Below are 17963 nucleotides of genomic sequence, written 5' to 3'. Positions count from 1 at the left end.
CTCAGGGCAGGCGGTGGCGGGCCTCGTAGTAGGCGCGCCAGTGCTCGCCGCTGCGCTTGGCCGCCTTCTGCTCGAAGTAGCGGCGCAGCTTGGCGCGGTCGTCGGCGTTGTCCTTGACCACCGTGCCCGCGATGCAGTCGACCAGGTCGGCCGGCGAGCCCTCGCGCTGCTCGAGGAACCAGGCGCGCACGCCCACCGCGTGCGCCACGTTGACCGCCTCGGCGGTCGACATCACGGCCGTGAGCCGATCCATCGCGGCGTCGCTGCCGCCGCCGTTCTTCTCGGAGGAAGCGGGCGCGCCGCGCAGGTCGCGGAAGGTGGCCACCAGCAGCTCGAGCACCGGCTGCGGCACGGTCTTCGGAATGCCGCTCTGCGCGAGCAGCCGCGCCGACGATTCGCGCACCAGCGCGAGCTCGCGCTCGAAGTCGAGGATCGGGAACACGGTCTCGAAGTCGAAACGGCGCTTGAGCGCGGCGCTCATCTCGTTGACGCCGCGGTCGCGCGTGTTGGCGGTGGCGATGATGTTGAAGCCCTCGCGCGCATAGAGCATGCCGTGCTCGCCCGAGAGCTCGGGCACGGCCATCACGCGGTCGGACAGCATGCCCAGCAGGCAGTCCTGCACCTCGAGCGGCGCGCGCGTGATCTCCTCGAAGCGCACCACCTGGCCCTGCTGCATGCCGATGTACAGCGGCGCCGGCACCATCGCGCGCGGGCTCGGGCCCTCGTTGATCAGCAGCGCGTAGTTCCAGCCGTACTTGATCTGGTCCTCGGTGATCGAGGCGCCGCCCTGGATGGTCAGCGTGGACACGCCCGAGATCGCGGTCGCCAGCAGCTCCGAGAGCATCGACTTCGCGGTGCCGGGCTCGCCCACCAGCATCAGGCCGCGGCCGGTGGCCAGGGTGACCAGCATGCGCTCGATGCTCGCGACCGGCGCGACGATCTTCGGCGCGATGCCCAGCTGCGCATCGCCGAGGATGAAGGCGCGCGCGGCCTTCAGGCTCATGGCCCAGCCCGGCGGGCGCGGGTCCTTGTCCTGCGCCTGCAGCTGCGCGATCTGCGCGGCGTACTGGATCTCGGCGGGCGGGCGCTGCAGGGCAGGGGAACCGGTGGGTGGGGTGTCGGTCGGCTTGCGGGAGGTGGCCATGGTCTGGATCGGTGTCGGATCTGAAAGGGGTGCGGGGTCGTGCCCGCGCAAACATAGCAGAGCGATAGCGGAACGGCGTCGCGCGCCTCAGCGCGCGCCCAGCGCGTCGATGTCGCGCACCGCCTCGCTGAAGACGATGGGATCGAGTTCGCCGAACGGGTGGCCGTGGTGCAGCACGTCGAGCGTCTGGTCCTCGCCCGCGCCGGCGTTGTAGAGGCCGGGCCCGAAGCGCAGCGCCAGCGTGCGGCCGCCGGGCAGTGCGCGCCACGCGTGGTCGTAGGCACCGCCGCCGCCGCGCCCGCGCAGCCAGCCGCGCGATTCCAGCGCCCACAGCGGACCCGGCCGCGCGATGCGGCCCGACCAGCGCGCGAGCGCCGTCAGCGCGCGTTCGTCCTCGCGCGGCGCATGCACGGCGCGGTGCAACTGCTCGAAGGGCTGGATCAGCTCGTAGTCGGCGAACTGCTGCGCGAAGGCCGCGATCTGCGCGGCGCTCAGCTGCAGCGGATGGGCCACGACGATGCGCGCGGCGGCGCCGTCGTCGAGGGCCTGCGGCACCTCGTCGGCATCGACCCATTCGCCCTCGGCGCTCACGCGGAAGGCGGCGCGCAGCAGCGTCACGTGGCGCGCATCGCGCCCGCCGTCGGTCACGCCCCACACCAGCCGCTCGGCCAGGTGGCGCATCAGCGGATGCTCGGCGATGAAGCGGCGGAAGTCGCCGACCGGCCAGCCGCGGCCCGTGGCCATCGCGCGTTCCAGCCGCAACGGCTGCTGGGCCGCGACGGTGGCGGCGTCCTGCTTGAGCGCCTTGAAGCGCTCGGCGGCCGCGGCCGCGCGTTCGGCATCGTCGCTCGCGCGCGGGCGCGGCGCGGTGGCCAGGCGCGCGCCGGGCCGGCCCTCGACCGATTCGCGCACGAAGGGCACCAGCGCCTCGTCGAAGCCGACGTGGAACCGGCGCGGCCCGAAGTCCAGCAGCAGGCTGCCGCGTTCGTCCAGGCCGAGGTCGGGCGCGAGCCGGTCCTCGAGTTCGTCGCCGCTCAGGCCGCGTTCGGCCGCGGCCTGCGCCAGCTTCTCGGCGGCCGCATGGCGCGCCGCGGCGATGCGGTTCTTGCGCGCGATCGCGTCGAGCTGCATCAGCGCGACGTCGCTGCCCAGCCGTGCCAGCGCCTCGAGCACCCAGCCGATGCGCGTGGCGGTGCCGCCCGCGCCCGGCGCGCTCCAGCGCCGCACGAGGGCGCCGAGCCGGCGCGCCGTGTCGTCGGTGCCGACCAGGCCGAGCGCGCGCAGCGCCCAGTTGCCGGGCGCGCCGGCGCCCGCGGCCTCCCACGATTCGCAGACGTCCCAGGCGAAGTCGGCCAGGCTCTGGGGCTCGCAAGCGGCGCGCACGGCGTCCAGGCCCGCATAGCCCTGCGGCAGGTCGGGCGCGAAGCTCAGCATCAGGCCCAGCGGCTGCAGCGCCTCGTCGGGCAGTGCGAGGCCGTCGTCGCGCAGCCGCGGCTTGCGCCAGCCGGCCGGTTGCCAGAAGGCCGGGAGCTTGCTGCGTGCGTTGATGCGCGACGGGAAGTCGCGCAGCGGGTCTTCGGCCAGCAGCGCATCGACGGCGGTCGCCACGGCCGGGTCGTCATGGCGGTGCGCAATGGCGCGCAGCGCCTCGGCCTGTTCCAGCGCGGCCATGGCGCGCAGCGCGGCGCGGGCCTGCTGGCGTGCCTCGCCCTCGGGGCCCAGCGCGGCCGGCAGCAGGCCGGCGGCCGCATGCGACGCGAAGCGCACCAGCCACTGTCGTGCGTGCGCGCGGCGCGTCGGCCGGCGCGCGAGCGCCTGCGCCATGAAGGGCGCGAGCTGCGTGGCGCCGATGAAGCGCGCGACGAAATGCTCGTCGCCGTCGTTGGCCAGCGCCTGCAGCAGGCCCGGCAGCGCGGCACTTCCGAAGCGCGCCACGAAGCCGCCGGCGCGCGGCGCCTCCTTGCCGCTGCCGACGGCATTCCAGAACGCCAGCCCGGTGGCCGGCGGCAGGAACCAGGCGGCCTGCACCGCGATGAAGGCGCCGTACTGGCGGCGGTCGGGCGCCGCATCGTCGTGCGTGCGTTGCCAGTCGGCGATGAAGCGCTCGAGCGCCCGCGGCGGCTGCATGTGCAGCGCGGCGACGCGCTCCGGCGTCCATTCGCGCAGCCGCTCGCCGATGGCGCGCTCGGCTTCCATCGGCTGGCGGTAGACATAGGGCGTGTCGCGGTCGATCCAGTCCTGGCGGACCTCGTCGCCCCAGTCCTCCTCGGGCGGCACCTCGAGCACGGGCAGGCCGGCCAGCACCAGCGGCGGTGGGTCGTCGGCCGCGCGCCGCGCCCAGGGCGGGTCGGCGAGCACCGCGGGCCAGCGCGCGCGTTCGGCGAAGGCTTCTGGTGCCGCGCCCGCCTGGTCGGCGACCGCGCCGAGCTGGCGCCGCACGGCCGCCGGCAGCGCCGGCAACAGCGCGGGCAAGCGCTCGCCGAGCGTGCCGGCCAGGGTCTTGAGCTGTGGCACCAGGCGCGCGGCGCCGGCCTTGGGCAGGCCGCCGTCCTCGAGCACCTTCGCGAGCGCGAGGAAGCAGCGCTCGGGCCGTTCGCCCGTGACCCAGCCCAGCGCCTTGGCGCAGGCGGCATCGGCGGCGGTCATGCGCGCCAGCGCCTCGGTGGCCTCGGGCGTGTCGAAGGCGGCCAGCGTCCAGGCCACGGCCACGCTGCGCTGGCGCGCGCCGAGGTCCAGCAGCAGGGGCAGCAGCGCCTCGCCGTGTTCGCGCAGCAGCAGCGCGAGCAGCGCGGGCTGATCGAGCAGCCGCGTGCCGTCGCCCGCCACTTCGGCCAGCGGCAGGCCGGCGGCCCAGCGCAGCCAGGGACCGCAGCGCTCGAGCTGCTCGGGCGTGGCCTGCTCGAACAACTGTCGCGCGAGCGGGCGCCATTCGGGCAGCGCGATCGCGAAGCGGGCGCGCGCGGCCAGCGGCAGCTGCGGGTCGAGCGCGCGCAGCCGCTCGATGCAGGCGGCGCGCGTCGCGGCGTCGGCCTCCATCCAGTGGCCACGGAACTGCCACAGCGAACTCGCGGGCTGGCCCCAGAAGGAATGGGCGCCATCGTCGGGCGGCGCATCCTGGCGCAGCGGCTTGTGGCCGATGCGTTCGCGGCGCCAGCGCGCCGCATGCAGCAGCGCGTCGAAGGCGGTAGCCAGGCCGTGCTGCAGCACCAGCCAGTGCACCAGCGCCTCGGCCGGTTCGTCGCGGCCGGTGTAGGCCTGCTCGCGGAAGCGCGCGATCATCAGGCCCAGCAGCCGCGTGTCGGCCGCGTCCATCGCGGCCTCGAGCCAGCCACGCGTGGCGGGCGAGCGCACTTCGAAGGGCTCGGGCAGCAGCGCTTCGATCAGGTACTCGCCGCACTTGTCGAGCACGCGCTTGCGCAGCGTGGGCAGCGAGGCGGCCTTGGGCGGCGGCTTCGCGCCGGGTTCGCCGGGCGGCAGCGCGTTCTGGAGCTCGGGTGGCAGGGAGAAGCTGGAAGCGGTCATCTGGTGGGTTGCTCGAGCAGCTGGTAGCGGCCGGGCGCGCCGGCCTCGATCGCGATGTCGGTGGTCTCGTGGGAATAGCTGTGCGTGCTGCGCAGCCGGATGCGCGGGCCCTCGAAGGTGCTGCGGGCGCGCTCGTCGACGGCGAGCACGTTCATGCCGCCCGACAGCTCCTTGACCAGCACCCGCGCCACGCGGCGCGCCGGCCCGCGTTCGCCGCTCGCCAGCCATTCGAGCCACAGCCGCGAGTGCACGTGCTCGAAGCCCTGGTGGACGATCACGATGCGCAGCACGCCGCTCTCGCGCGCCGTGCGCCATTCGCCGCCGGTGGCCACGGTGTCGACCTGCGGTGGCACCTCGGGTGCCAGGTCACGCGCGGCCGCGGGGGCCAGCGCCGCGAGCAGCAGGCCCGCGGCCAGCAGCCAGGACCGCGGCCGCGCGGCGGCCGCGCTCAAGCGCGCAGCCCTTCCATGTCGCGGATCAGCTCGCTGGCCGAGATCGGATCGAGCTGGTCCAGCGTCTCGGCGTTCTGCATGTTGCCCCAGCCCGAGGGCTTGCCGACCTGCACCTCGCCGAGCTTCTGCTCGGGGTACTCGTCGACCATGCCGACGATGATGCCGGGGTCGAGGTAGAGCTCGATCACGCGGTTCGGACCCAGCGGCTTGCTGAAGTACCAGATGCCGCCGCCGTCCTGCGCCTCGCCGCGGCGCCAGCCCTTGTTGACCAGGCCCAGCACGCGGCCCGTGGGCACGGTGGCGTCCTTCCAGCGCTCGAGCTTCTGGCTCTTCTTCTCGTCCTCGGTCAGCACGTAGGTGTCGCGGCCGATCTGCGCGAAGGGCTGCAGCAGCTCGTAGTCGGCGAACACCTGGCCGAAGGCGCCGGCGTCGGTCGGCGAGAGCTCGAGCGCATGCGGCACGCCGATGCGGATGTCCTCGCCCGCGGGCAGCTCGAAGGGATCGTCCTCGGCGGTGCTGAAGCTGCCGTCCTCGGCCACGCGGAAGCACGCCTGCAGTTCGCCGCCGTAGCTGGCCTCGCCCTGCACGCGGTAGGTGCCCCAGATCAGCCGCTGCACCAGGTGGCGCACCAGAGGATGCTCGACCAGGAAGGTGCGGAACACCTCGGGCGTCCAGCGCCGGCGCACGCACATCGCGACCTCGAGCCGCAGCAGCTGCTGGCTCGCGATGGTGCGCACGTCCTTCTTGAGCAGCTTGAAGCGTTCGACCGCCTCCTTGCTCTTCTCGGCGTCGTCGGTCTTCTTGGGCTTGGGCAGGTCGGACAGGCGCGCGCCGTCGACGCCGTCGGCGCGCTCGCGCACATAGGGCTTGAGCGCCTCGTCGAAGCCGACCTTGAAGCTGCGCGGGCCGAAGTCCAGCAGCAGGGTGCCCTGCTCGTCGAGGCCGAGGTCGGGCGCGAGCCGGTCCTCGAGTTCCTCGGTCGAGAGGCCGCGTGCCTCGGCGATCGCATCGATCTTCTCGCGCGCGCGGTCCTGCAGGCCCTTGAACTTGACCTTCTGCGCGATGCCGTTGAGCAGCATCAGCGCCACGTCGGAGCCGATGCCGGCCAGCACGTCGAGGCCGGTGACGGCGCGCGCATGCGCGGCCTCGCCGGGCCAGGCGCGGATGAAGGGCGTGAGCCGGCGCGCCGTGTCGTCGTTGCCGAGGAAACCGAGCACCGTGAGCGCCCAGCCTTCCTTGCTCGGGCCGCCGGCCTCGAGCCAGGCGCTGAAGGCGTCCCAGGCGAAGTCGGCCAGCGACTCGGGCGCGCAGGCCTCCTTGACCACCGCGATGCCGCCGTAGACCTCCTCGTTGGTCGGGAAGGTGAACATCTGGCCCAGGTGGTCGAGCGCCTCGTCGGGCAGCGCCTTGCCGTTGAGCAGCACCGGCCGGCGCCAGCCGCGCGGCTGCCAGAACTCGGGCAGCTTCGCGCGCTTGGTGGGGAAGCGGTCGAGCGGGCTTTCCTCGAGCACCGCGCGCAGCGCCTGCACCACTTCGTCCTTGCCGTAGCGGCCGGCGACCTCGAGCAGCAGCTCGGCATGGCCCTCGGCCTGCAGCAGGCGCAGCGCCGAGCCCGCCACGTCGCGCGCCTCGCCGGCCTTGCCGAGCGCGGGCGCGATCAGGCCGCAGGCCGCGTGCTCGGGGTACTTGAGCAGCCAGTCGCGGCCGGCCTGGCGCACGGTCTTGAGCTTGGCGAAGGCGCGCGCGGCCGGTGCCGCGAGTTCCACCGCGCCGTAGTTCAGTGCCAGCTGCAGGTTCTCGCCGGGCTTGGCGCGCACCACCGACAGCAGCCCCGGCAGCGCGGGCAGGCCGAAGTTCGCCATCACGAAGTCGGCGCCCTGCGTCTCGGCCTGGCCGGCCACCGCGTTCCAGAACGGCACGCCGAGTTCGGGCGGCAGCAGCGCCGCATAGCGCGCATCGAACCAGAAGAAGTAGTAGCGCTCCTGCTTGCGCGCGGCCAGCATGCCGCGCCAGGCGGCGATCAGCTTGCTGGCATCGCCGCTGCGGATGCCTTCGCGCGCGGTGTCGAGGATCGGGTCGCGCAGGCTCGCGAGCACTTCCTTCTCGCGCGCCTCGCCGCGCTGGTGGATGTCCTGCAGCACCGCGGCATCGGGCATGTCCTCGGCCTCGTAGGCGGCCTGCATCAGCTTCACCTGCTCCTCGTGCGCGAGCTTGCTGGCCTTGCTCTCGAAGCCCAGCTCCTTGAGCATCACCTGCACATCGGTGCGCGCGGTCGCGAAGCGGTTCACCTGCCACGAGGTGCCGGGCCGCTGCGCTTCCTCGCGCGCGCCCGGTGCCCACTGCTCGACCGGCGCCAGCGCGAGCGGCTCGAGCGCGAGCACGGCGGCCGCCTTCTTCTGCACTTTGGCGAGCCAGGGCGGCGAGGCCAGCACGCCTGGCAGCTCGCTGGCATCGGCGACCTCGCTCGGGCCCGACAGCAGCGCGAGCTGGCGGTCGATCGCGCCCTGCGCGCCGGCATCGAGCCAGGGCCGCAGGCCGTCGACCAGGCCACCATGCGCGCGCAGCAGCCGCGTGAGGCTGGGCGTGAGCAGGCCCGCGTCCTTGCCGCCGGCGGCGACCAGCCGCGCCAGCGCGACGATGGCGGCCTGCGGCCAGCGGTCCACCGCGAGCGACAGCCGCGCCAGCGCCGCCTTCGAACCGCTCGCGACCTTGGCGAGCGCCGCCACCGCCTCGGGCGTGCCGATGGCCGCGAGCGTCTCGCCCGCGTGTTCCTCGGCCGCGCCGCGCTCGAGCAGCGCCACGGCCTCGGTGCCGCGTTCGAGCAGCGCGGTGGCCGTCATCTTGTAGTGGCCCCAGAAGCCGCTCGAATAGCTGAGCCGCACCTTGGCGGCCTGCGCGGCGGCGGCGGCATCGGTGATGGTCAGCAGCAGCCAGTGCAAGGTCTCGCCGCTGTCCTTCTCGCCGGCCAGCCGCAGCGCGAGCGCGTTCGAGAGTTCGGGCCGCTCGGGCAGCAGCAGTGCCGCCAGCGGCTGGCGGCTCGGATGCAGCGAGGGCAGCGCGGCCTCGATCAGGTCGGCGCACTGCTGCCATTCGGCCTCGGGTGCGGTCGAGAGCTGCTCGCGCAGCACTTCCTCGGCATCGCCCACGGCGCCGTACCAGCCGTGGTTGACGGCCTGGCCGGGGTTGCCCGAGAAGCGGCTGCGCCACTTCTTGGCCTGCTGGTCGTAGCTGCCTTCCACCTGCAGGCGCAGCGCCGACAGGTAGACCTCGATCGCGCCGGCCAGCCCGTACTGCGCGACCAGGTACTGGATCAGGAACACCACCGAGCCGGCCTTGTCGCGGCGCGTGTTGTGGTCCATGAAGGCCAGCAGCAGCGCATCGGCCTCGGCATCGGGCGCCGGGGTGGCGGGCTTGTCGCGCGCGAGCATGCGCTCGGCTGCGGGCCGCAGCGCGGCATCGGTCGCGGCCAGGTCCAGCGGCAGCTCGAGGTCGTTGCAGGCCCGCTTCCAGGCCTGCGCCAGGTCGAGCACCGGCCGGGTCGAGGGAAAGCGCCGCGAGGCATAGGCGAACTCGCGCGTCTGCGCCGTGATGCGCAGCGGCTGGCCTTGCGCGAGCCAGGGCGGCGCGCCTTCGGTCACGGGCTGGGCGGGCGTCTCGCCGTGCGCGGCCACCGTGCGTTGCGCGAGCTCGCGCGCCGCATCCTGCGCCTTCTCGCGCACCTCGGCGGTGGTGCCCCAGCCCGACAGCAGGCCATGGGACTTGAGCTCCTCGAAGGCCATCGTGGCGCCTTGCTCGCTCACGCCGTACTGGCGCTTGAGCGCGGCGGCCGAGAACTTGTCGCCGGTCTTGACGCTGCCGTCCTCGATCGCGATGCGCACGGCCTCGACGACGCGCTCGCACTGGCTGTCGAGGCTTTCGCTCGCGACGGGCGGCGGTGCCGGCGTGGCGGGCGCGGATGCGGTGGCCTTCGCAGCTGCCTCCGTGGATGCGGCCGCAGGTGCCACGGCGGGTGCTGCAGCAGGCGCTTCCGCCTTCGGCTTTGCCTCGGTCTTGCCGATGCTCGCATCGGCGCTCACGCCAACTTCCTTGTAGCCCTTGCCGGTCTTCTCGCTCACCAGCTTGGTCAGCGCGGTGGCGGTCTTCGCGGCATCGGCGAAGGACTTGGTCTGGCTCTGGCCCGCGGTGCCGATGCGGCCCCAGCGGATGTTGAGATCGTTCTCCGCCTGTTCCACTTCCCAGAACTTGCTGGCGGTTCCCTCGATCAGTTCAAAACGGCGCATGGAAAGAAAATCCTCCTGGGGTTCGTCGGTGAGCGGACATCAAGAAGCGTTGCCGTACGCAAGCCCGGGGGCAGGATAGGCGCGCCATGTGAACGCCGCGTGCAAGCGGCGCATCGAAGGGCGCGGGGGTTCAAGACGCAGGCGCCCGATGGGCACCCGGCAGTCGCATGCTGCGCGCCGGAGCGATCGGGAAAGGACAACGCATGGGCGCGATCATGCCCGCGAGGCACGCTCGCGTGCACCTCCAAAAGTCGCAAGGCTACGTAGGGCGTCGGGAATGTACGAAGAAGGTTCCGACGTTCGCGCGTCGACGGTCCGGGACGGCTCAGGAAGGCGCGTGCGCGCTGCCCGGTTCCGCGATCCTTCGATGCTGCTCGGCCAGCGCGGGCGAGGGCATCACGCGCGACAGCGCCACCTGCATCTTGTTGCGCCAGCCCGCGATCACGCCGCTCTCGCCCTTCATCAGCGCCTCGAAGCCTTCCCTCGCCACCTCGGCCGGATCGGCCTTGTCGGACTGCTGGCCCACGCGCGTGTCCAGGGTCTGTCGTCCATCAAACGCCCTCGCGAAGCCCTGTTGCGCGGGGCAGTGCAAGGCGCCCTGAGCGCTGCGTAGCGTGCTACGTGAGCGAAGGGCAACGCCGCAATGCACCGCGCAACAGGGCTTCCCTCCGGGCTGGCCCCGCCATACGGCGGCTACTTTGTCGGCCGGCTTGCCCATGGGTGGCCATGGGCTACGCCGCCCTTCGCGTATCCACCGCATGGCGGGGCCAGCGCGAGGGCGTTTGATGGACGACAGACCCTGGCATGTCGGCGCGCGCGAAGAAGTGGGTGTCGGTCACGCCGGGCATCAGGCAGGTCACGGTCACGCCCGTGTCCTTGAGCTCGTTGCGCAGCGCCATCGCGAAGGAATCGATGAAGGCCTTGGTGCCGTTGTAGACCGCCTGGAAGGCGCCGGGCTGGAAGCCCGCGATCGAGCCCGTGATGAGGATGCGGCCCTGGCCGCGCTCGCGCATCGCGCGGCCCACGCGCTGCACCAGGTAGAGCGTGCCGGTCACGTTGGTGTTGATCACGTGCTGCACGTCGTGGAATTCCTGGTCGAGGAAGCCATGGCCCAGGCCGTGGCCCGCGTTGGCGAACAGCACGTCGATCGGCCGGTCCTCGCAGGCCGCGAGCAGCGCGTCGACGCCGTCGCGCGTGGCGAAGTCCTCGCGCACCGCGAACACGCGCGCGCCCAGCGCGCGCAGGTCGGCTTCGGCCTGGGCCAGTGATTCGTCGGCGCCGATCAGCAGGTCGTAGCCATGTTCGGCCGCGCGCCGCGCGAGCTGGTAGCCGATGCCCGAGGAGGCGCCGGTCACCAGCGCGAGCGGGCGGCGTTCGGCGCCGGGGAACACGTCGGGGGAGGGTGTCTGCATGCCGGTCTCCTGCGTTGCACCGCGTGGACGCTGCCGGAAATCGGCCGTGGCGCGCCGTGCATGGAAGCCAGCGTAGAAGGCTCGCGCGCCTTCCATGTAGGAATGTGTACCGACCGCGCGCCCGCCGTGGCGGGACAGCGCACGCAATTGCTTGCAGCGGAAACCCCGGCGTAACCTGTGGCCGGGGCTCGAACGCTTCAGATCTCCGCGCCCTCGACCAGGAAGCGCACGCGCCGCACGCCCTGCCATTCGTCGGCGTCGAGCCGGAATGCCAGCTTCACGCGCGGCGGCAGCGGGTCGGTGTGGCCGAACCAGATGCCGTCGATGGGCTGGCCCTGGTGGCGCAGCTTGAGCGCGAGATGCCGCTCGCCGACCAGCCGCTGCGACACCACCTCGACCTCCTCGCTGAAGGTGGGCGGCGCGAAGCCCTGGCCCCAGACCTCGCGGTGCAGGGTGTCGATCAGGTCCACGCGCAAATACTCGCGCGAGATCGGGCCGTCGGTGTCGATGCGGCGCGTGAGCGTGGCGGCATCGAGCCATTCGTCGGCCACCTGCGCGAGCGCGCGCTCGAAGGTCTGGAACTGCTCGCGCGCGACCGTGCAGCCGGCCGCCATCGCATGGCCGCCGAAGCGCAGCAGCACGCCCGGATGCCGCTTGGCGACGAGGTCCAGCGCATCGCGCAAGTGAAAGCCCGGGATCGAGCGGCCCGAGCCCTTGAGTTCGTGCTCCTTGCCGGGCGCGCCGCTGGCCGCGAACACGAAGGTGGGCCGGTGGAAGCGTTCCTTGATGCGCGAGGCCACGATGCCGACCACGCCCTCGTGGAAGTCGGCGTCGAACACGCTGATGGCGGCGGGCACGGTCTCGGTGCCTTCGCCGTCGACGGTGAACAGCGACTCGGCCAGCAGCAGCGCCTGGTCGCGCATGCCGCCCTCGATGTCGCGCCGCTCGCGGTTGATGCCGTCGAGCAGGCGCGCGAGCTCGTCGGCGCGCGCGGCATCCTCGGTCAGCAGGCATTCGATGCCCAGCGTCATGTCGGCCAGCCGGCCGGCCGCATTGATGCGCGGGCCGAGCGCGAAGCCGAAGTCGAAGGTGGTGGCCGCGGCGGCCACGCGGCCCGCGGCCTTGAACAGCGCCGACACGCCCGCGGGCATGGCACCGGCGCGGATGCGGCGCAGGCCCTGCGCCACCAGCCGGCGGTTGTTGGCGTCGAGCTTCACCACGTCGGCCACGGTGCCCAGCGCCACCAGCGGCAGCAGCGCGTCGAGCTTGGGCTGCGTCGCCACGTCGAACACGCCGCGCCGGCGCAGCTCGGAACGCAGCGCGAGCAGCACGTAGAACATCACGCCGACGCCGGCGATGCACTTGCTCTCGAAGCCGCAGTCGGGATGGTTGGGATTCACCAGCACGTCGGCGATCGGCAGCTCGGGGCCGGGCAGGTGGTGGTCGGTCACCAGCACCTGCAGGCCGCGCGCCTTGGCCGCGGCCACGCCGTCGACGCTGGCGATGCCGTTGTCGACCGTGATCAGCATGTCGGCGCCGCTCGCGGCCACGCGCTCGGCGATCGGCGGCGTGAGGCCGTAGCCGTCGACCACGCGGTCGGGCACGAGGTAGCTCACGTTCTTCGCGCCCAGCAGGCGCAGGCCGCGCACGCCGACCGCGCAGGCGGTGGCACCGTCGCAGTCGTAGTCGGCCACGATGCACAGGCGCTTGTCGGCGGCCATCGCGTCGGCCAGCAGCACCGCGGCCTCGTGCGTGCCGCGCAGGGTGTCGGGCGGCAGCAGGCGCGCCAGGCCGTCGTCGAGCTCGTCCTTGGCGCTGACGCCGCGCGCGGCGAACAGCCGGGCCAGCAGCGGATGCACGCCGGCCTGCTCGAGCACCCAGGCGCTGCGCGGGGGAATGTCGCGGGGATGGATCTTCATCAGAGCGCCTCCAGCACGGCGGCGGCGCGCGGCCGTTCGAACAGGCTGCGCGCCCAGCCCACGAAGCCGCGCGGCTGGATCTCGTGGCGCTGCGCCGTGCGGTCGCCGCACAGCGTGATCGTGACCGGGGCGCCCGCGTTGTAGTGGTCGAGCAGCGCAGCGATCGGACCCGCGTCGAGCGCCTGCCAGGCCTCGGCCCAGCCAATGCCGTCGTCGTGCAGCGCGGCGGTGCGCAGCGAATCGTCGACCTGCGGTGCGGGGCCTTCGGGGCTGACGGCACCCGCGGGGAGCACGCCGGTGCCGCTGAGCCAGAAGGAATTGATCGGCGGCGCGCCGCGCGCGGCGCGGTCGTCGTTCACGCGCTGGGTGTAGAGCAGCATCTGCATCTCGTTCTGGAGCCGGCGCAGCGGTCGCGCGGCATCGGCCAGCGGCGACCACTGCGAGATCGGGTGGCCCACGGCGCGGTCGATGGCGGCGGTGGCGAGGTCCTGGAAGATCGGCGCGCGCGCGAGCCAGCGGCCGGGGCGCGCGGACGGATGCAGCGCGATGCCGTCCTCCTCGAAGAAGGGGCGCGCCGCGGCCAGCAGCGCGGCCGACTCCTCGGCGTCGATCTCGATCGCCGAGGGATCGCCGAGCACCACGTCGTCGATGCCGACCTGCCAGTGGCACAGCGTGACCAGGCCCCAGGCGCCGGTATCGCTCGCTTCGGCGGCGCCGTTCTGACGTGCCTCGAGCGCGGCCCAGGGGAGGCAACCGTCGGCCGCGGCGATGCCGAGCGCGCGCGCCAGGGCGCGTTCGTGCGGCGGGGAGCGGGTGCTTTCGTCCTGCGTGTCGGTGGCCGTGACGGCGAGCCGGCCGAGCAGGGCCTCGAGCTTGGGCAACCTTAAGGTTGGGAGGGCTGCGCGGCAGGACGGGGAACCGCGGCCGGCAAAGGGAATCAGGAGATGACGGGCGGGAGCGGGTTCGGCCATGGGCCTATTGTCCGGGATGCCACAATTCCGCCCGCCTTCCTCTTCGTCTTCACCCTTTTTCCCATGAACCGACCCATGCCGTCGCCCCGAGCGCCGCAGGAGACCTGATGCGACTCCCCTACGAACTGCAGCTCGGCTGGCGCTACACGCGCGCGGGCCGGGCGACCCGGCGCAACGGCTTCATCTCGTTCATCTCCGGCGTGTCGATGCTCGGCATCGCGCTCGGCGTGGCCGCGCTGATCATCGTGCTGAGCGTGATGAACGGCTTCCAGAAGGAAGTGCGCGACCGCATGCTGGGCGTGGTCTCGCACATCGAGATCATCTCGCGCGACGGCCAGGCCCTGCCCGAGCTCGACACCATCATGGCGGCCGCGCGCAAGTACCCCGAGGTGGTCGGCGCGGCGCCCTTCATCGCGACCCAGGCGCTGATCGCGCGCGGCGAGGACATGAAGGGCACGCTGGTGCGCGGCATCGAGCCCAAGCTCGAGCCCGAGGTCACCGACATCGCGGCCGCCGCGCCCAAGGGCACGCTCGACAAGCTGGTGCCCGGCGAGTTCGGCATCGTGCTGGGCGGCGAGCTGGCGCGCTCGCTGTTCGTGCAGCCCGGCGACCAGGTCACGCTGGTGGCGCCGGGCGGCCAGGTCACGCCGGCCGGCGTGGTGCCGCGCCTGAAGCAGTTCACCGTGGTCGGCACCTTCGATTCGGGCCACTACGAATACGACTCGGCGCTGGCGCTGATCAACGAGCAGGACGCGGCGCGCGTGTTCCGGCTCGAGGGCCCGACCGGCATCCGCATCCGCCTGAAGGACCTCAACCAGGCGCGCGACGTGGCCGACGAGATGGCCGTCTCGCTGCCGGGCCAGTTCCTGATCCGCGACTGGACGCGCCAGAACAAGACCTGGTTCGCGGCCGTGCAGGTCGAGAAACGCATGATGTTCATCATCCTCACGCTGATCGTGGCGGTGGCCGCGTTCAACCTGGTGTCGACGCTGGTGATGACGGTGACCGACAAGCGCGCCGACATCGCGATCCTGCGCACCCTGGGCAGCTCGCCGCGCAGCATCATGGGCATCTTCGTGGTGCAGGGCGCGATGGTGGGCGTGATCGGCACCGTGGCCGGGCTGCTGCTGGGCCTGGGCATCGCCTACAACATCGACGTGATCGTGCCCTTCCTCGAGCAGCTGTTCCATGCGAGCTTCCTGCCCAAGGACATCTATCTGATCAGCAAGATGCCCAGCGATCCGCAGCGCAGCGACATCATGCCGATCGCGATCATCTCCCTGGTGCTGGCCTTCCTGGCCACGCTGTATCCGAGCTGGCGCGCCAGCCGCGTGAATCCCGCCGAGGCGCTGCGCTATGAGTGAAGTCGTATTGAAGGCGCGCGGTCTGACCAAGCGCTTCCACGAAGGGCGCCTCGACCTGACCGTGCTGCACGGCATCGACCTCGACGTGCATGCCGGCGAGACGCTGGCCATCGTCGGCGCCTCGGGTTCGGGCAAGAGCACGCTGCTGCACCTGATGGGCGGGCTCGATTCGCCGACCTCGGGCAATGTCGAGCTGCTCGGCAAGGACATCGCGCATGCCGACCCCGCCGAGCAGGGCCGGTTGCGCAACCTGCACCTGGGCTTCGTCTACCAGTTCCATCACCTGCTGCCCGAGTTCAGCGCGCTCGACAACGTGGCGATGCCGCTGAAGATCCGCCGCGTCGACCCGGCCACGGCCGCGCAATCGGCGACGAAGATCCTCCAGAGCGTGGGCCTGGGCGAGCGGCTGCATCACCGGCCGGCCGAACTGTCGGGCGGCGAGCGCCAGCGCGTGGCGATCGCGCGCGCGCTGGTCACGCAGCCGGCCTGCGTGCTGGCCGACGAGCCCACCGGCAACCTCGACCGCAGCACCGCCGACACCGTGTTCGAGCTGATGCTCGACCTCGCGCGCCGCCACGGCACGGCCTTCGTGATGGTCACGCACGACCAGGACCTGGCGCGGCGCTGCGACCGGGTGCTGCAGCTGGTGGCGGGGCGGCTGGCCTAGATGTCTTTCTCCCTCCCCCGCTGGGGGAGGGTAGGGGTGGGGGCGCCGGGCGGTCGATATGACTGTGGCCTTGCCACCGCCGCGTGCCCCCATCCCGGCCTTCCCCCAGAGGGGGAAGGAGCAATACCGAGATTCAGAGCGAGAGCGCTTCCGCCTCTTCCTGCCGCGCCTCCAGCGGCAGCACGCACAACAGCTTCCCGCCCAGCGTCAGCACCAGCCCGAGCCGGCCGCCGATCTGCACCACCTGGCAGGCCGCGCGCGGCGAGCCCGAGGCCGGCGGCGGCGCGGCATGGGCCGACAGCCCGATCGCCCGCGCCGGCGGCTGGCGCAGCATCGCGAACAGCAGCCGCGCATCGGCATCTCGCAGCGCCTGCTGGTAGAGCGGGAAGACGGCGTTGCGTCCGGTGCTGTCGGATGCCTTCTCGCGCGGCTCGCGCAGCCGCAGCAGCGCGCGGTGCATCTGCTGGCGCCAGGCGGCCTCGGTCCGGCCCGTGGCCTCGGCCAGTTCCTTGAAGCTGACCTCGAACACCTCGCGCAGCAGCACCGCGGCGCCATCGGCGGGGCTCAGCCGCTCGGCCAGGAGGCGCAAGGCCTGCCCGGTCTCTTCGGCGCGCGCGGCCTCGGCTTCGGCCGATTCCGCCGTCTCCGGCGTGGATCCGGCCTCGTCGAGCCAGCGCCGCATCCAGCCTTCGCGCCGCAGCCGGTCGATCGCGAGGTGCTGCATCACGGTCGTGAGCCAGGCCTGCGCGGTGTCGATGCCGGCGTGTTCGCCGGCCTCGAGCGCGCGCAGGTAGGTGTCCTGCACCAGGTCCTCGGCCTGTGCCGTGCCGCCGAGCAGCCGTGCCGCCGCGCGCACCAGTCGGCCGCGCAGGGCCGGGAATTGCGAGAGATAGCGTTCGTCGAGCATCGGCGCAGCTTGCCACGACCGGCGATGTCACGAAAGCGTGGGCTTGTTCGTCAAGACAGTTCGAACCGTCCAACCCGCAGGAGCTTTCCCATGACCGCCATGTTCGCTATGGAATCCGAAGACGACACCCGCCCGGCCGCCACCGCCGAGCCGCGCAATTCCTACCTCGAGGAGAAGGCCTTCCGTTCGCGCACGCTGCTGATCTTCGGCAGCATCACCGACGCCGTGGCCGCCGACGTCACGCGCCGGCTGATCGCGCTCGACGCCGACAGCGCCGACAAGCCCATCGACATCCTCGTGAGCTCGCCCGGCGGGCACCTCGAATCGGGCGATGCGATCCATGACGTGGTGCGCTTCATCGCCGCGCCGGTGCACATGATCGGCACCGGCTGGGTCGGCAGCGCCGCCACCCACCTGTTCCTGGCCGCGCCGCGCGAGCGCCGCGTGTGCCTGCCCAACACCCGTTTCCTGATCCACCAGCCCTCGGGCGGGGCCGGCGGCCAGGCCACCGACATCGCGATCCAGGCGCAGGAGATCGTCAAGGCCCGCCAGCGCATCGCGCACGAGATCGCGCGCGAGACCGGCAAGCCCATCGAGGTGGTGCTGGCCGACATCGAGCGCGATCGCTGGCTGTCGGCCGAGGAGGCGGTCGATTACGGGCTGGTCTCGCGCATCGTGCAGCGCAAGAGCGAGCTGCGGGGCTGACGCGGGACGGAAATCCGAACAGCCGAACGCAGAAGAAAAACCAAAGCTACGCAGAAGTCGCAGAAAAGACCGAAGGTATTTCTCGGTTTTCTTCTGCGACCTTCGCGCAACCTTCGCGACCTCTGCGTTCGGCTGCCCGATCCCCGTGTCTCAAGCCTTCGGCTTGTACGCCACCACGTCGATCTCGACCTTCGCATCGACCATCAGCCGCGCCTCGGTGGTCGAGCGCGCGGGTTTGTTCTCGCCGAAGTAGCTCATGTAGATGCGGTTGAAGGCGCCGAAGTCGCGCGCGTCGTCGAGCCAGCAGGTGGTCTTGCAGACGTCGTCGAGCGTGGCGCCGGCCAGCGCGAGCACGGTCTTCAGGTTCTCCATCACCTGGCGCGTCTGCGCCTCGATGCCGCCGGCCACGATCTCGCCCTGCGCATTGGCCGGCACCTGGCCCGACACGTAGATGAAGTCGCCCGCGCGCACGGCCGGCGAGAAGGGACGCACCTGGCGGTCGGAAGCGGTGGGCGGGGCGCCGAGGTATTCGAGAGGCATGGACGAGCTCCTGTCTGAAGAAGGGAAATGAAAGGGGAGGGGGTGAAAACGGCCGCCAGTATCGGCCGAAACTGAAAATC

13 protein-coding genes are annotated in these 17963 nt (G+C 72.2%); 3 read left to right on the top strand and 10 right to left on the bottom strand.

Annotated features, from left to right (window positions below; translation table 11 throughout):
• Nucleotide 1: 1 nt before the first annotated feature.
• From BM109_RS31435 to BM109_RS31400, 8 genes are all read right to left on the bottom strand, one after another.
• Nucleotides 2-1144, bottom strand: coding sequence for an ATP-binding protein (locus BM109_RS31435; RefSeq protein ID WP_093351842.1), 1143 nt, complete (start codon nucleotides 1142-1144; stop codon nucleotides 2-4).
• Nucleotides 1145-1231: 87 nt separating this feature from the next.
• The gene (locus BM109_RS31430) at nucleotides 1232-4666 is read right to left on the bottom strand and encodes a DUF4132 domain-containing protein (RefSeq protein WP_093351840.1); all 3435 of its coding nucleotides are present in this window, start codon (nucleotides 4664-4666) and stop codon (nucleotides 1232-1234) included.
• Nucleotides 4663-5118, bottom strand: coding sequence for a hypothetical protein (locus tag BM109_RS31425; protein ID WP_093351839.1), 456 nt, complete (start codon nucleotides 5116-5118; stop codon nucleotides 4663-4665). The genes BM109_RS31430 and BM109_RS31425 overlap by 4 nt, the downstream gene beginning before the upstream one ends.
• Nucleotides 5115-9398 carry a DUF4132 domain-containing protein gene (locus tag BM109_RS31420; RefSeq protein WP_093351837.1) on the bottom strand — a complete coding sequence of 1428 codons (4284 nt, stop codon included), beginning with the start codon at nucleotides 9396-9398 and terminating at the stop codon, nucleotides 5115-5117. Before BM109_RS31420 ends, BM109_RS31425 begins: the two co-directional genes overlap by 4 nt.
• Nucleotides 9399-9723: 325 nt before the next feature.
• Nucleotides 9724-9924, bottom strand: coding sequence for a hypothetical protein (locus tag BM109_RS31415; RefSeq protein WP_256222898.1), 201 nt, complete (start codon nucleotides 9922-9924; stop codon nucleotides 9724-9726).
• 205 nt (nucleotides 9925-10129) lie between these two features.
• Nucleotides 10130-10810 carry an SDR family NAD(P)-dependent oxidoreductase gene (locus BM109_RS31410; RefSeq protein ID WP_093352195.1) on the bottom strand — a complete coding sequence of 227 codons (681 nt, stop codon included), beginning with the start codon at nucleotides 10808-10810 and terminating at the stop codon, nucleotides 10130-10132.
• 197 nt (nucleotides 10811-11007) lie between these two features.
• Nucleotides 11008-12729 carry a single-stranded-DNA-specific exonuclease RecJ gene (recJ, locus tag BM109_RS31405; protein WP_093351835.1) on the bottom strand — a complete coding sequence of 574 codons (1722 nt, stop codon included), beginning with the start codon at nucleotides 12727-12729 and terminating at the stop codon, nucleotides 11008-11010.
• Entirely contained in the window at nucleotides 12729-13700 is a 972-nt protein-coding gene (locus BM109_RS31400; protein WP_093351832.1) for a hypothetical protein, read from the bottom strand. Before BM109_RS31400 ends, recJ begins: the two co-directional genes overlap by 1 nt.
• Nucleotides 13701-13807: 107 nt before the next feature.
• Between BM109_RS31400 and BM109_RS31395 the strand changes: the two genes are divergently transcribed.
• Both BM109_RS31395 and lolD read left to right on the top strand, forming a co-directional pair.
• On the top strand, nucleotides 13808-15064 hold the full coding sequence (locus BM109_RS31395; RefSeq protein WP_093351829.1) for a lipoprotein-releasing ABC transporter permease subunit: 1257 nt from the start codon (nucleotides 13808-13810) through the stop codon (nucleotides 15062-15064).
• Entirely contained in the window at nucleotides 15057-15731 is a 675-nt protein-coding gene (gene lolD / locus BM109_RS31390) for a lipoprotein-releasing ABC transporter ATP-binding protein LolD (RefSeq protein WP_093351827.1), read from the top strand. The genes BM109_RS31395 and lolD overlap by 8 nt, the downstream gene beginning before the upstream one ends.
• Nucleotides 15732-15864: 133 nt before the next feature.
• Here the strand turns inward: lolD and BM109_RS31385 are convergent, their stop codons facing one another.
• Complete coding sequence (locus BM109_RS31385) at nucleotides 15865-16638, bottom strand: sigma-70 family RNA polymerase sigma factor (protein WP_093351824.1); 774 nt, start codon at nucleotides 16636-16638, stop codon at nucleotides 15865-15867.
• Nucleotides 16639-16728: 90 nt separating this feature from the next.
• Between BM109_RS31385 and BM109_RS31380 the strand changes: the two genes are divergently transcribed.
• Complete coding sequence (locus BM109_RS31380; RefSeq protein ID WP_371268941.1) at nucleotides 16729-17343, top strand: ATP-dependent Clp protease proteolytic subunit; 615 nt, start codon at nucleotides 16729-16731, stop codon at nucleotides 17341-17343.
• A gap of 150 nt (nucleotides 17344-17493) precedes the next feature.
• On the opposite strand, the gene BM109_RS31375 is transcribed toward BM109_RS31380, so the two are convergent.
• Nucleotides 17494-17883 (bottom strand): RidA family protein, encoded by a 390-nt coding sequence (locus BM109_RS31375; RefSeq protein WP_057597741.1) that lies wholly within the window; start codon nucleotides 17881-17883, stop codon nucleotides 17494-17496.
• Between the last annotated feature and the right edge of the window lie 80 nt (nucleotides 17884-17963).

It is taken from the genome of Variovorax sp. PDC80, assembly GCF_900115375.1.
Taxonomy (GTDB): Bacteria; Pseudomonadota; Gammaproteobacteria; order Burkholderiales; family Burkholderiaceae_C; genus Variovorax.
This window is presented reverse-complemented; position numbering and strand designations above follow the sequence as displayed.